The sequence below is a fragment of the Nostoc sp. FACHB-280 genome (genome assembly GCF_014697615.1).
Taxonomy (GTDB): domain Bacteria; phylum Cyanobacteriota; class Cyanobacteriia; order Cyanobacteriales; family Nostocaceae; genus Nostoc_B.
Map to the genome: position 1 here is coordinate 291,618 of NZ_JACJSD010000001.1, position 15,063 is coordinate 306,680.

Annotated in this window: 14 protein-coding genes; 9 read left to right on the top strand and 5 right to left on the bottom strand. The window is 41.5% G+C overall.

Annotation, left to right across the window (positions count from 1 at the left end):
* Window positions 1-415: 415 nt before the first annotated feature.
* The 4 genes from H6G75_RS01165 to H6G75_RS01180 all read right to left on the bottom strand — a co-directional run bounded on the left by H6G75_RS01165 (window position 416) and on the right by H6G75_RS01180 (window position 4,266).
* Window positions 416-1,402, bottom strand: coding sequence for a YafY family protein (locus tag H6G75_RS01165; protein WP_190978175.1), 987 nt, complete (start codon window positions 1,400-1,402; stop codon window positions 416-418).
* Between the two features lie 614 nt (window positions 1,403-2,016).
* The gene (locus tag H6G75_RS01170; RefSeq protein WP_190978176.1) at window positions 2,017-2,700 is read right to left on the bottom strand and encodes a J domain-containing protein; all 684 of its coding nucleotides are present in this window, start codon (window positions 2,698-2,700) and stop codon (window positions 2,017-2,019) included.
* Window positions 2,701-2,907: 207 nt separating this feature from the next.
* Window positions 2,908-3,501, bottom strand: coding sequence for an ATP-dependent Clp protease proteolytic subunit (locus tag H6G75_RS01175; RefSeq protein WP_190968735.1), 594 nt, complete (start codon window positions 3,499-3,501; stop codon window positions 2,908-2,910).
* Window positions 3,502-3,603: 102 nt separating this feature from the next.
* Window positions 3,604-4,266: an ATP-dependent Clp protease proteolytic subunit gene (locus H6G75_RS01180; protein WP_190978177.1), complete on the bottom strand. Its 663-nt coding sequence runs from the start codon at window positions 4,264-4,266 to the stop codon at window positions 3,604-3,606.
* 381 nt (window positions 4,267-4,647) lie between these two features.
* Here H6G75_RS01180 and H6G75_RS01185 point away from each other — a divergent pair, with 381 nt between their 5' ends.
* The 9 genes from H6G75_RS01185 to ureC all read left to right on the top strand — a co-directional run bounded on the left by H6G75_RS01185 (window position 4,648) and on the right by ureC (window position 13,928).
* Window positions 4,648-5,904 (top strand): VWA domain-containing protein, encoded by a 1,257-nt coding sequence (locus tag H6G75_RS01185; RefSeq protein ID WP_190978178.1) that lies wholly within the window; start codon window positions 4,648-4,650, stop codon window positions 5,902-5,904.
* A complete protein-coding gene (locus H6G75_RS01190) occupies window positions 5,901-7,181 on the top strand; it encodes a VWA domain-containing protein (RefSeq protein ID WP_190978179.1) in 1,281 nt (426 codons plus the stop codon). The genes H6G75_RS01185 and H6G75_RS01190 overlap by 4 nt, the downstream gene beginning before the upstream one ends.
* Window positions 7,182-7,540: 359 nt before the next feature.
* The gene (locus H6G75_RS01195; RefSeq protein ID WP_190978180.1) at window positions 7,541-8,305 is read left to right on the top strand and encodes a hypothetical protein; all 765 of its coding nucleotides are present in this window, start codon (window positions 7,541-7,543) and stop codon (window positions 8,303-8,305) included.
* A 450-nt stretch (window positions 8,306-8,755) separates the two neighbouring features.
* The gene (locus tag H6G75_RS01200; RefSeq protein WP_190978181.1) at window positions 8,756-9,664 is read left to right on the top strand and encodes a YncE family protein; all 909 of its coding nucleotides are present in this window, start codon (window positions 8,756-8,758) and stop codon (window positions 9,662-9,664) included.
* Window positions 9,665-9,808: 144 nt separating this feature from the next.
* Window positions 9,809-10,780 (top strand): urease accessory protein UreD, encoded by a 972-nt coding sequence (locus tag H6G75_RS01205; RefSeq protein WP_190978182.1) that lies wholly within the window; start codon window positions 9,809-9,811, stop codon window positions 10,778-10,780.
* A gap of 22 nt (window positions 10,781-10,802) precedes the next feature.
* Entirely contained in the window at window positions 10,803-11,105 is a 303-nt protein-coding gene (ureA, locus tag H6G75_RS01210; RefSeq protein ID WP_190978183.1) for an urease subunit gamma, read from the top strand.
* Between the two features lie 20 nt (window positions 11,106-11,125).
* Complete coding sequence (locus tag H6G75_RS01215; RefSeq protein WP_190592403.1) at window positions 11,126-11,431, top strand: urease subunit beta; 306 nt, start codon at window positions 11,126-11,128, stop codon at window positions 11,429-11,431.
* A gap of 47 nt (window positions 11,432-11,478) precedes the next feature.
* Window positions 11,479-12,153, top strand: a complete 675-nt coding sequence (locus H6G75_RS01220) for a Coq4 family protein (RefSeq protein WP_190978184.1) — start codon at window positions 11,479-11,481, stop codon at window positions 12,151-12,153.
* A gap of 68 nt (window positions 12,154-12,221) precedes the next feature.
* Window positions 12,222-13,928 (top strand): urease subunit alpha, encoded by a 1,707-nt coding sequence (gene ureC, locus H6G75_RS01225; protein WP_190978185.1) that lies wholly within the window; start codon window positions 12,222-12,224, stop codon window positions 13,926-13,928.
* 168 nt (window positions 13,929-14,096) lie between these two features.
* Here the strand turns inward: ureC and H6G75_RS01230 are convergent, their stop codons facing one another.
* Window positions 14,097-14,810 carry a hypothetical protein gene (locus H6G75_RS01230; RefSeq protein WP_190978186.1) on the bottom strand — a complete coding sequence of 238 codons (714 nt, stop codon included), beginning with the start codon at window positions 14,808-14,810 and terminating at the stop codon, window positions 14,097-14,099.
* Between the last annotated feature and the right edge of the window lie 253 nt (window positions 14,811-15,063).

Here is a 15,063-nt window from a genome sequence, read left to right on the forward strand (position 1 = left end):
TCACTTTCAAGGAACAGTCTATCCCTATTCCCGTATTTCAGATTATTTGTCATAATTGAGTTAAGAAAATTATATGTCTTCGGCTCCAAAGTAATTTGGTTGCCGTTTTTTTTATATTACTCCGAATTTTCAAAAAAGATAAAAAAATTTTTCCTAATTTTAAAAACAAAGCTAAAATCTATGGTTATTGATTTACTTAGTTCCATCATGAATTACTTCGTTCCATCACAGGAGCTTTGTCTATAAAAAAACCTGTTGCACAGCAGAAAAGCATATAACTTCTGCAACAGCGCCTGACGGCAATCACAGGTGGCAACAGGTTTTAGACTTACTAAGTTCTTGCCCAACGCCTGAGAGCGTAAAACGCTGTACAGTCGAATCAAAGGTAACTGTAGTCTATATCGAAATCCTATCATCATGATTTACATCCTGGGGATAAAGTGTAATTTTTCCTCATACCCTCAATTTCCTCTCGTACCAACTCCACCAACTCAGGCGGACTCTTGACAATTGCACCTTTGCCATACCACATCACCCACCGCTTCAAGTCGTTAATGCCGCGTACACTCATTTTCAGCGTCAGCGAACCATCTGAATGTTCTGCAATCTCCTGGGTGTAGTGCCAACGTCGTTCACGAATATAAGGTGCAGTTTTTGAGTCAAACCAAATTTCTACATCAAGCTGTTTGTCTCCAACCTCATGCTGAAACACACTGCCTATATATTCTTTGATATTAAAGTTGGGATCTGGAGTGTAATCTTCTGGTAATATTTCTAATTTTGTAATTCGATCTATCCTAAACCAGCGAAATTCCTGGCGGGTATGGCAATAGCCAATTAAATATAAATTAGTACCGCGATAAACGAGTAACAGATAAGGGTCTAGCTTGCGTTCAGAAGTTGTATTCCGACTTGCAGTATAGTAGGTCATCATGACTCTTTTTCTTAAACTGCAAGCGTCTTCTATTTTGTGCCAAATATCTGGATCTAAATCTGTTTCTGCACCAGCACCAAAAAGAATATATTCCTGCGCCAGTTGCTGCATATTTACCCAGATTGTTTCAGGTAAACGTTCACTCAACCGTGCGATCGCACTTCGCAACTGTAAAGCATAAGGCGAACCAGCATAAGCCTCTAGCATTCTTGCTCCAACAGTCAAGGCAAATAGTTCACCTTTAGATAAAGGAATACTCGGCAATCGCCATTCGGGTTCAGTATAGTGATGTCCTAATTTATGGCTATACTCCAAAGGAGCATGAAAGCGATCTTTTAAGAAAGCCAAATCATTACGAATTGTCCGTTCACTCACCTCTAACTCTTGAGCGAGACTAGCATTTGTTGGACGTTGCTTGGTTCTTAACAGAGAATCTAGTTGTAATAATCTTTCTAGATGACGAGACATAGCGATCGCTTAATTGATTTAACTCATCTTAGAAAGACTACCCGGCAAAATCGTTTCCGCCTTCAGAAGAAAATAAAAAATTTGATTTAGCGTTGCATAACTAAGAGATGATGTGTCTCACATAAAGGCAAGGCAGCGCGTCTATGTGTCCTTTATGGTTCTATTTTTTCATAATTTTGCGGATACCAGTAACGAGACGTTATATCGAGTGTACGCTCCATTAGAATCAATTTTGTGATCAACGCTTGGTGGCATCAGAGGTTTAAAAAGCACCGCAGCCACCCCTCACTGCACTCTGGTGTGAACAACACCTAGTGGTATCAAAGGTTTGAACAGTCCTCACCATCTGGCGTATAAACTACCTCGCCGGAGTGAACAACGCCTAGTGGCATCAAAGGTTTAGTCAGTTGATGATAACAGTACAATGAAAAATCTTTGAGATGCACTACAGTTTACTTTCAGTATTGATTACGATCCCTAATTTAAATGACTTTGAGCCTTAACTGAACCGTATTGGGCAATGAAGCACTTCTCACTTTTTTATAATTCTAACCCTGATTCTTACAGAGAAGCTGGTGGTAAAACACACATGAATTTGTCAAAAATGACAAATTTTAAAAAATTTGCTCTATTTTCTGAAAATCACGTTGGACTTCATTCCACAAAGCTTTGTTATTAGGGTCAGTTTTGAGGGCTTTTTTCAGGTAAATTCTGGCTTTGAGGACTTGATTATCGTTAATCAGCGCCCTACCCCAAATTTGATAAGCGATCGCTAACCATTGGCGGACTTCCGCATCTTTGGGTAAACGATCTACCAAGGCTTCCGCAAGGGCGATCGCTTGGGGAAATCTTTTTTCTTTCAAAAATCTTTGCAATTGCTCATAAGTCTTCCACTTCAGCCGTTGTTCAATTTCGGCAATATTCGCAGGCGGTGACTGTGGTTTTTCCGTGGTGACTGTGGTTTTTGGTGCAGCATCTTGACGAGTCGCCTTTGGTTCCTCGCGCCTAGCCACAAAGGTTTCTGTAGTGACTGTGGTTTTAGGCGTGGCTTTTGCTTCCTCGCGCCTAGACACAAACTGTTGACTTGACGGCTGCTCGACTGTTTCTTCTGGCGGTACCACCGTTAAGAGCAGCCTATAAGCTTCTGTCAAGGCAATAAACTTATCTTTAGCTTTTTTGTCATCCGGGTTGATATCGGGGTGATATTGCTGCGCCAGTCGTCTGTAAGACGATTTGATTTCTGCAAACGAGGCTCCCGACCTTAAACCCAATAAACGGTAGCAATCTCCTAGATCCATTTCGAGATATCAGCTATCTAAGCTATCTAATATACAGCTATCAGCATTCTGCCTTTAGCATGAGGTTTTAATGATAAACAATAATTTGCTAATTTATAGTTCAAACTAGACAGTTTTGGGAAAGTCAAAAGGTAAAAGTAAAAAAGCAAAAGATTTCAGAACACTTAGATTTCTTTTGACTTCTGCCCTTTACCTTTTGACTTCATCCTAGATTCGTTCTTCAATCACACGGTCAATCAATCCGTATTCTTTGGCTTCTTGAGCGGACATAAAGAAGTCACGATCCATGTCTTTCTCAATCTTGGCCAAGGGTTGACCAGTATTTTGAGCGTAAATGTTATTGAGTTGATTGCGAATCCGCAGAATTTCTCTGGCTTCGATTTCGATGTCGGTGGCTTGTCCGCGGGTTCCGCCAGAAGGTTGGTGAATCATAATCCGGGAATGGGGCAATGCGAGGCGCTTGCCTTTAGTCCCCGCAGTCAACAAGAAAGAACCCATTGAAGCCGCCAGACCGACACAAATGGTTACAACATCAGATTTGATGTGTTGCATCGTATCATAAATCGCCAAACCAGATGTTACCATCCCACCAGGGGAGTTGATATACAAATAAATATCTTTACCTGGGTCTTCGGAATCCAGATACAGCATGACAGCGATGATTTGGTTAGCAATTTCATCATCAACATCACGCCCCAAGAAAATAATCCGTTCACGGTAAAGGCGATCGTAGATGCTAATCCAATCTGTATACTGCCCTCCGGGCATCCGGTAAGGAACTTTAGGAACGCCTATAGGCATTTTCTTTACTCCGTTGGTGATTTAGTCATTATTTAAAGGAAGAGGAAATAGGAAATTTAATTTTTTCTACCTCCTGCCTCCTGCCTTCTGTCTTCTGCCTTCTTAAAGAACACTAGTTGGTACTGGTGGATTAGCGAGTTCTTCTTTTTCAAACACGCGATCGATTAAACCGTACTCTTTGGCTTGATATGCACTCATGTAGAAGAGACGATCCATGTCTTTGGTGATTCTTTCGGCCGTCTGTTCGGTGGTACGGGTCAAAATCTCAACCATCGATGCTTTGTTTGCCAGAACTTCCTTCGCCCGAATCTGAATATCAGTTGCTTGACCTTGGGCGTAGCTCTTGGGCTGGTGCAGAATAATGGTAGCGTTGGGCAAGCTGGCGCGACAACCTTTAGTACCAGCACTCAATAACATGGCAGCCATACCCATCGCGGAACCAATACAAATGGTGTGGATGGGAGGTTTAATGTATTTCATGGTGTCATAGATGGCAAAGGCTTCGGTTTCAAAGCCAATGGGTTCGCCACTATAACCGGAAGTGCCTGTCGAGTTGATATAGATTTTAATAGGTTTTTCGGGGTCGTCTGACTGCAAGTACAATAATTGAGCGACGATTAATTCCGTCACAGCAGGTACCAGTGGCATTCCCAGATAGACAATTCGCTCTTTTAACAGAAGGGAGGGTAAATCTGGCGGCGGTGTCCGGTAGAAGTTATCGCCGTAGTATGGGGCTTGAACAGCCTTGATGGGGGAAATGTCCATAGCAACTGATCGCCTGAAATTATGCCGTTAACTGTAATACATCCTAGCGCGATGCTGGCTAGAGTCAGGTGCGGTTTCCTCGCTAATGGGCGAGATTGCTGGCATCTGCTAAAGCTAGGCTTCTAAGATTATTGTGAATATATTAATCTATCTTCGCAAGATAAGTTTTCCGTAGCGTTTATCTGGCGATTTGAAGTTATTTATAAATATGGTGAGAATTCGGGATTTCGGAGTCAGGAGTCAGAAGTCACAATGGTGAGGACAGTCAACACTCAACTGACCTACCATCTAGAATTTTTGCTCAATTTTGATTTCTGGCTCTTGAGTGCTGGATTCTTAACTAAATTATTGTATATATCCTGAATTTAGGAAGTTTGGGTTATGAAGGTCAATTTGCAGCCTGCCCTGAATGATGTCAATGTTGATGCTAATCAAACTAGCAGTCAACGTCAGCTGTCGATTTCTGTGTCCGCGATCGCAGATACCCAAGACCGGACTCTGCCGATTAATTTATGTTTAATTCTCGACCATAGTGGCTCGATGAATGGTAAACCCCTGGAAACGGTAAAAAAAGCCGCAAATTTGTTGGTTGATAGGCTTAAGCCTAGCGATCGCCTGAGTGTGGTAGTTTTCGATCATCGCGCTAAGGTATTAATTGCAAATCAATCTGTGGAAGACCCAGAACAAATCAAAAAGCAAATTAACCGCTTATCTGCTGATGGCGGGACGGCGATTGATGAAGGGTTGCGTCTGGCGATTGAGGAGTTAGCTAAGGGCAAAAAAGACCGCATTTCCCAAGCATTTTTGCTCACTGATGGGGAAAATGAACATGGCGATAATAACCGTTGTTTTAAGTTCGCTCAGTTAGCTGCTGGTTATAACTTAACTTTAAATACTTTGGGCTTTGGCGACAATTGGAACCAAGATGTTTTAGAAAGAATCGCTGATGCAGGTTTAGGCACTTTATCTTATATTCAACAACCTGATCAAGCTGTGAATGAGTTTGGGCGGTTATTCAGCCGGATTCAAACTGTAGGCTTGACCAATGCTTATCTGTTATTTTCTTTAATGCCGAATGTCCGGTTAGCAGAACTTAAACCTGTTGCCCAAGTTTACCCCGATACAATTGAACTTCCTTTGCAACAAGAAGCCGATGGAAGGTTTGCGATTCGGTTGGGCGATTTAATGAGAGATGTGGAGCGAGTAATTTTAGCTAATATTTATCTGGGACAATTGCCGGAAGGTCAACAAGCGATCGCAAATGTCCAAATTCGCTACGATGATCCTGCCCAAAATCAAACGGGGTTATTTACCGCTAATCTCCCAGTGTACGCCAATGTTACCAGGGCTTACCAACCAAACATTAATCCCCAGGTGCAGCAATCAATTTTGGCTTTAGCCAAGTATCGCCAAACCCAACTCGCCGAAGCAAAATTACAACAAGGCGATCGCGTTGGGGCTGCAACTATGCTGCAAACTGCTGCTAAAACTGCTTTGCAAATGGGTGATACAGGTGCAGCCACAGTCTTGCAAACTTCTGCCACGCAATTACAATCGGGAGGAGATTTAAGCGAAAGCGATCGCAAAAAAACTCGCATTGTCTCCAAAACTGTGTTGCAAGATATCCCGCCACAATGAAGGTTAAATTGCTCTCGTTGCTAAGTGATCGTAACGTTGATGTGGCTCAAGTCAGCAGTCAACGTCAATTAGTAGTTTCGGTTTCTGCGCTTGCTGATCAGGTTGAGGGGCGTTTGCCGTTGAATTTATGCTTAATTCTGGATAAAAGCGGTTCAATGCACGGCAAACCAATGCAAACTGTGATGCAAGCAGTAGAGCAATTATTAAATAAGTTACAACCTGGCGATCGCATCTCAATAGTGGCTTTTTCTGGTTCTGCGGAAGTGATTGTTCCCTATCAAGTAATTCAAGACCCCAGCACCATTAAATCACTATTGCCAAAAAAACTCATCGCCAGTGGCGGTACTGCTATTGCTGCCGGGTTAGAATTAGGCATCACAGAACTGATGCAAGGTGCTAAAGGCGCTGTTTCTCAAGCTTTCCTTCTCACTGATGGACATGGTGAAAGCAGTTTACGGCTGTGGAAGTGGGAAATTGGCAACGATGACAACAAACGCTGTCTGGAACTGGCGCAAAAGGCAGCTAAAATCAATCTGACCATTAATACTCTCGGTTTCGGTAATAACTGGAACTCAGATTTACTAGAAAAAATTGCTGATGCTGGCGGCGGTAGTTTGGCTTATATTGAGCATCCAGAACAAGTTTTAGAACAATTTGGGCGGTTGTTTGGGCGAATATCATCAATAGGGCTAACAAACGCTTATTTGCAGTTTTCCCTAGTACCTCATATCCGACTAGCAGAATTAAAACCCATCGCCCAAGTTTTTCCAGACACAATCGAGTTACCAGTGCAGCAAACCAGCAATGGCGGCTTTAAAGTGCGACTGGGTGATTTAATGCAAGATGTAGACCGGGTAGTTTTAGTCAATCTTTATTTAGGAAAATTACCAGCAGGAGAACAAGTCATTGGACAGATGCAGATTTGTTACGATGACCCCGCCTCCAAGCAAGAAGGCTTACTTTCTCCGATGATTAATATATCTGCTAATTTCCTGCGCCAATATCAACCCGCCCTCAATCCCCAGGTACAGCAGTCAATTTTGACATTAGCCAAATATCGCCAAACTCAGTTAGCAGAGATGAAATTACAACAAGGCGATCGCATTGGGGCTGCAACCATGTTACAAACTGCGGCGAACACTGCCTTACAAATCGGTGACACTAACGCCGCCAATGTTTTGCAAACATCTGCAACCCGACTGCAAAGTGGTGAACAACTCTCCTCAGCCGAACTCAAAAAGACGCGAATTGTATCCAAAACTACTTTACAGAATTAATTATTTGTGCAAAAACTACCTAAATTGTCCAGACATAATTGACCTTTTCAATTTATCTGGAATCTTTCAGCTATTTTTAATAATTGTGTGACGCAATGTTGTTATATTTAAGGCCAAGAGCAAGAAAAAGCTTATCTCATGAGCTTTTTAGATTGTTAAGGCAGATTACATCAACCAAGATTATTTCCTATAGAATAATTTTTGCTCAGATATTAATTTGCAAAAATTTACCTAAAATCTACCTACATTTTATAAAGGTCACACATATCCTGAGTTTAATCTTATCTTAACCTAAAAATTAAATAAAAAGAAAGAAAGTTTCACTGATAAAATTTATAGGGTACAGGAAGATTGATTCCATGCTAACTAACAAAAGTCAAGGCTATCTACTAGGACTCGTACTTGCAACTACTTTAAGTGCAAACATCCAATCGGTTAACGCGCAGAATGCTCAGTCTGTCAATTATTTAGAAGGTAGTGCAACCTCATCCACAATCAATTCGACCTTTGCCACTTTAGCGAGTAATCAATATCAAGCACACACTCCTTTTATTGAGCTAACACAAAATGTTAACCCAACAGCCGTCTTTCCTAATTATGACGGTGGATTATTTCAGAATACAGATTCAATGTCTGGAACTTTAGTGGGTCTGACTGTGAGTAAATATGACAAAATGCCAGTAGGTGCTAATAAAGTATTCATGAGTAACGAAATGATTGCTAGTATGACATCTCAAGCAAATACTTCCGATGATGTAGCTAACTCTCAATCTCTCAGACACGGCACACTGGTTAGCACTAACTACAACGCTATTAGTATGCTGCGGACAATGGAAGATTCACAAAACATCGCTTATGTAGGGATGAATGAAGTTAATGCTGAACCCAGATCCGATGCTTTAAATAGAGAACTCAAAGTCACAACTTACTTAGCTTTTGTAACAGAAAACGCCTGTGTTAATTCTGAAAATGCCAAATTACCAACAAATTGCCAAAACAAAAATGCCGAGAAAATGGTAGATTCAATGCTGATGACTCATGATAAAACCTGGTCAGCACAGATGAATAAAGATTTCTCTTTTTGGCAGAAGATGAATGTTTCTATAGAAACAGCCAGTAGATAAAATCATGTAAAATTGTTGAGCAATGAGATTAGTTTGTTAAAAGAATTGTTGGTGCAAAGATATTGAGCTTAGAAAGTGGATAGTAATTTTTTCTAACTAATTGCTGTTGTAGTTGAACTGTTGATGAAGTAAATAGATGAGTGAGAGAATATAAGAGGTTTCAACTACTAATCAAGATTACGTAAACTTGAAATAGATAAAATATTTCCTTCTACTGTGTATGTTCTATAAAGAGTAAAACAGTAGAGGGAAACTGTTATTAGAGAAAGTATTAAAAAAATATAAAAAACCACGTAATTTTGCATGAAATCTAAGTTATAAAGAAAACTCTTGTTTAGCTCTTACATCAAGATATCGGAAGATTTCATGGTAATTAGCAGACATCCAGGATATCTACCAGTACTTATACTTGTAAGTACCTTAAGCATCAACATCCAATCTGTAGGTGCTATGGCTACTAAGCATGTTCATCAAACTGGTGTGATGTCAATATCTATTAACCACACAACATCTACTACTTTGTCTGTCTCGACTCTTGTACCTTTAGCCACCAAAGAGTTATCGATCAGCAATTATAGTGATACTACTGAATTGATTAGTATAGCTCTTAGCCCTGATGGCAAAACTCTATTAGTGCTGATTAGTGATTATGGGCAGAAATTCACTAATCAATCAAGCGATCGCCAAACTCCGCCATTAAAATGGGTGATGGTTTATGATCTCAGTACAGGTACATTAGTTCAACGCCAACAAATCAGTATTCCCAACTCTCATGATGATTTAGTTTGGTCAAAAGATGGACAGCACTTTTTTATATCAGGTGCGATCGCAGAGCCAACTTATGTTTATGATTTCCATGATGATCAAATAGCATTAAAAAATGCTACTAATCAGCAGCGTAATTTGTTAGAAGAAAAACCTGTAATCTCTGGAGCCATAAAAGCAAGTACTAGGAATTCTCAACATTCTAGAGGTGGTACTTTAGTCAGCACTAATTACAACAGTGTTAGTATGCTGCGAACGATGGAAGACTTACAGAATATCGGCTATTTGGGTATGACTGATATTAAAGCTGAACCAATGTTAGATGCTGTGAATAGAAGCATGAAAATGACTACTCACATCGCTTTAGCTGTTGATAGTTTATGTGTGAAGTTTAAAGATTTCCAACAAATGTCAACTTGCCAAAACAACAATGTGAGAAAAGTCCCAACTATGCTGATGCTATATGAGAAAAACTGGTCAGCACAGATGACTAAAAACTTCACTTTTGAGGTTGAAAATCAACTAGCAGGTGAGCAACATAATTTTCCGCTATATATTGAACTGATGAGGTATAAAGATGTAGACAGAAATTGAGAATTTCAACAACAGTCTCATATCCCTCTCTTCGTTGAGAAGTTGGGGATATTTTTATTTAGGAGTATTTACGCAGATTTCCTGCCTCCTTCAATTAAAATTGCTGAGGTGGAAGTTTGAGTGTTACTACTTCTTGGATTCACAATGATTGATCAACCACAAACCACAACAGCTTGGCAGGGAAAACTGAACTTAGTATATGATAATTGCCAAAATTCGACCCAGCTAATTTATAACCATCATCAAGCACCGCTCAAAGTGCAACGTCCGTTTTACCCAGAAGGTGAACAAGTCTGTCATAGCGTCATTTTACATACAGCCGGGGGTGTGGTGGGTGGCGATCGCTTATCATCTTATTTCCACCTCAAACCCAATACTCAAGCTTTAATTACCACAGCCGCAGCCAGTAAAATCTATCGCAGTAATGGCTTACAAGCCAGACAAACTCTAGATATTCAAATTGATCCAGGCGCTTGTTTAGAATTGTTACCTCAAGAAACAATTTTGTTTAACGGCGCAGATTATCGCCAAGATTTACGGGTAGAATTAGCACCCGGAGCCTGTTTTTTAGGCTGGGAAATCACACGCTTTGGTCGCAGTGCGAGAGGAGAGAAATTCTTACAAGGAAAATGGCGATCGCACACTGAAATTTGGCGACAAGGTATTCCATTATGGATAGACCGTCAATTTTTACCAGGAAACTCCGAAATTTTTCACAGTCCATCTGGTTTATTTGGACAGCCAATTGTCGGTAGCTTGATTTGGCTTGGCCATCCTGTCTCCACAGAAATCGTCGAACAAGCACGTTCTCTCTTTACCCCCCACTCCCGCTTGGTGAACGGAGCCGAAACAACACCCAGCACTCAATACTCACACTTCGACTTCGCTCAGTGTACAGCACTCCCTACTCCCCACTCCCGCTTGGTGAGCGAAGTCGAACCAACACTCCCCACTCAACACTTAGTAGGCGTGACACAACTAGAACATGGACTTTTGTGTAGATATCGCGGCGCTTCCACATCTGAGGTGCGAAACTGGTTTACAGCTGTTTGGCACATACTACGAACATCTTTTTTAAGTCGTAGTATATGTATACCCAGAGTTTGGCAGATTTAAACGAACGATAAAGGATGCAAAGATGCAACTTACGCCGCAGGAAAAAGATAAATTATTAATTTTTACTGCTGCTTTATTAGCGGAAAGACGCAAAGAAAGAGGCTTGAAATTAAATTATCCCGAAGCAGTTGCTTATATATCTGCTGCAATTTTAGAAGGCGCAAGAGATGGACAAACTGTTGCGGAATTGATGAGTTACGGCACAACTTTATTAAGCAGAAATGATGTCATGGAAGGTGTCGCAGAAATGGTACATGAAGTCCAGGTAGAAGCCACTTTTCCAGATGGCACAAAGTTAGTGACAGTACATAATCCAATTCGTTAAATTTATTTTATAAAATTACTATGATACCTGGAGAAATTATCACAGCAGCAGGGGAACTAGAACTAAATGCAGGTCGTCCGACTGTAAAATTGCCAGTGGCAAATACAGGCGATCGCCCGATTCAAGTAGGTTCACATTTTCACTTTTATGAAGTCAATTCTGCATTAATTTTTGATAGAGAACAAGCCAAAGGAATGCGCCTTGATATTCCGGCTGGCACAGCAGTGCGCTTTGAGCCAGGGGATGAAAAGGAAGTCACTTTAATACCCTTTACTGGTAGTCGGCAAGTTTACGGATTTAATGCTAAGGTAAATGGCCAATTATAGTTAAGGCTTTCATGCCTTAAAACCAAATACATAAAGGCAGGATGCAGATGTTTTTGAAAGATTTACGCGGGTTAAATCTAGAATTTTTAAACACATTAAAAGGTGCAATTACTCTATTTATAGATCCTGGTCGTGCTGATGCAACTCCAGATATTGAAGATGGAATGATTAACATCAAAGCGACCAAATTAGCAATTGAATATATCAAATCAAAACCAGAAGTAGCACAAATTATTCAAGAACGTTATATTGCACCACCTCCAGATATGGAAGCGATCGGCAAATGTCCTGAAGGTTCACTAGGATATGCTTTTGCTAAATATATAAAAGACACAGGTTTTGATCCCAATTATTATCGGGGTTTAAAAATCACAGATGACACCAGCTATATCTTGCATCGCCTCAGACAAACTCATGATATTTGGCATGTAGTTACAGGATTAGGCTTTGATGTCAATGGTGAATTAGGATTACAAGCATTTTGTTTAGCTCAAATTCGTATCCCCTTACCCATCATTCTCTTAGCAGGGGGATTAATGAGAACATTAATTAATGCACCAGAACAAATGGATAATTTATTAACACAAATTGCCATAGGCTATCGTATGGGAGCAAAAGCTAAACCCCTCATAGCCCAAAAATGGGAAGAAGGTTGGGATAAACCCCTAACCCAATGGCGTAGTGAACTAGGAATTGAACCCACTTCAGTATACATACCCTAAAACTAAAATCTATTCTCAGTAGCGGGAGTGTTTCAGATGGGAATAAAAAATAATTATCAGGATTAGTTATGAGTTATAGAATGTCTCGCCGCGCCTACGCAGAAACCTACGGGCCGACAGTAGGCGATCGCATCCGCCTAGCTGATACAGAATTATTTATCGAAGTCGAACAAGACTTTACTACCTACGGTGATGAAGTGAAGTTTGGCGGTGGTAAAGTGATTCGTGATGGGATGGGACAATCGCCGATTTCTAACGCCGATGGTGCTGTCGATTTAGTCATTACCAATGCCTTAATCCTTGATTGGTGGGGAATCGTCAAAGCAGACATCGGCATTAAAGATGGCAAGATATTTAAAATCGGTAAAGCGGGTAATCCTTATATTCAAGACAACGTAGATATTATTATTGGCCCTGGAACTGAAGCCTTAGCCGGGGAGGGAATGATTCTCACGGCGGGCGGAATTGATAGCCATATACATTTTATTTGTCCCCAGCAAATTGAAGTTGCGATCGCCTCTGGAATCACAACCATGATTGGCGGTGGAACTGGCCCCGCCACCGGAACCAACGCCACCACCTGCACCCCCGGCCCTTGGAACATTTACCGGATGTTACAAGCGGCCGATGCTTTTCCGATGAACTTGGGATTTTTGGGTAAAGGTAACGCCAGTCAACCCCAAGCATTAGCAGAACAAGTGCAAGCTGGTGCAATGGGTTTAAAATTGCATGAGGACTGGGGGACGACTCCCGCCACCATTGATACTTGTCTGAGTGTGGCTGATGAATACGATGTCCAGGTCGCCATCCACACCGACACTCTCAACGAAGCCGGGTTTGTGGAAGATACCATCGCCGCCTTTAAAAACCGCGCCATTCATACTTACCACACCGAAGGCGCAGGTGGTGGACATGCACCCGATATCATCAAAGTCTGCGGTCAAGCTAATGTTCTCCCTTCTTCGACAAATCCCACTCGACCTTATACCCTCAACACCTTAGATGAACACCTAGATATGTTGATGGTATGTCATCACCTCGACCCCAGTATTCCGGAAGATGTGGCTTTTGCGGAGTCGCGCATTCGTCGAGAAACCATCGCCGCCGAAGATATTTTGCATGATTTAGGCGCGTTTAGTATGATTTCTTCGGATTCCCAGGCAATGGGGAGAGTGGGAGAGGTAATAATTCGGACTTGGCAGACTGCCCATAAAATGAAGGTACAACGGGGAAGCCTAGAGGGAGATAACCAAGCCGATAATTTACGCGCCAAAAGATACGTAGCAAAATACACTATTAATCCTGCAATTACACATGGAATTGCTGATTATGTCGGTTCTGTAGAAGCCGGAAAAATTGCAGACTTATGCTTGTGGCGACCTGCATTTTTTGGTGTCAAGCCAGAGATAGTGATTAAAGGTGGAATGATAGCTTGGGCGCAAATGGGTGATGCTAACGCCAGTATTCCCACACCCCAACCCGTTCACATGCAACCAATGTTTGGTAGTTTTGCTGGTGCGAGGAATGCAACATCTTTCACATTTGTTTCCCAAGCCGCTTTAGAAAGAGAAATTCCCCAGCAGTTGGGATTAAAAAAATCAACTGTGGCGGTGACTGGAACCCGTCAGATAAGTAAAGGTGACTTGAAGCTAAATGACGCATTACCACACATCGAAGTAGACTCAGAAACTTACGAAGTCAGGGCTGATGGCGAATTGCTGACTTGTGAACCTGCAACAGTTTTACCAATGGCGCAGCGTTACTTTTTATTTTGAGTAGCCAAAATTATAAGAGAGAATGCGATCGCACTCTCTCTTATAATTTATCAATTCCACTAGCTTTTAACTACCTGTCATATCATGTTCGTCTAATTACACATCGTCATCATTAATTACTGAATTAGACGCTATACCACAGAAGTTTCCCTAACCAAATTTTTGCTTTTACTTGGAAGGAGATGCAGAACCTGGTTTAATGCTGTTGTCCGGTGTGCCGGTAGAGCCAGGCGCAGGATTTACACTACCAGGAGTGCTGGAATCTGGTGCTGGTGTAATTTGATTAGGAGTTGTAGAATCTGGTGCTGGAGTTACACTGCCAGGAGTGCTGGAATCTGGGGCTGGAGTTACACTACCAGGAGTGCTGGAATCTGGGGCTGGAGTTACACTGCCAGGAGTGCTGGAATCTGGGGCTGGTGTAATTTGATTAGGAGTTGTGGAATCTGGTGCAGGGGTTGTGGAATCTGGTGTGCTGCTACCAGGTGCGGGAATTGTATTGGTCGGATTCGTGGAATCTGGTGCGGTTGTACTGCCAGGAGTTGTAGGTTCAGCAGGTACTGTTGTGCTGTTAGGTGTTGATCCAGGTGTGGTAGTTGTGCTGTCTGGGCTGGTTGTGCTTCCAGAAGGCTGTGTTTCGGGTACTGTGGTAGTACCAGAAGAAGATGGGGTAAGTGGTTGACCGTTGGGACAACGGGAATTTAAGGGGAAACGTTCACACAGAATTTTGAAACCTTCTGGTGACAGCTGAATTTCCGTTGGTGAACTAGTGGATGGGCTACTGGACTGAGCAATTGGGGATTTACTGGATTGAGCAACTGCAACATTAGCACTCAAAGCCAAAGTCAAAGCTGTACCAATCAACGACAGAGATTTTCCCTTCATTATGAACTTAACCTCAACGGAAACAGAACACTCGCCCCATTAAACCAAACAATTAAATTTAGAAAATCATCCTAAAAGCTGATGTTTATTTTTGCTATAAAATTTAGTCATCTCTATTGAAATCAATGAGTTTCAATAATTTTACTGAAGCAAATTCGTTGTTTAAAATACAAAAAAATTATCAAAAAATTGTAGTCATCTGACAACTAACCCCAGATAGAATCAGAGATACATAGATAAAAATCAGAAATTT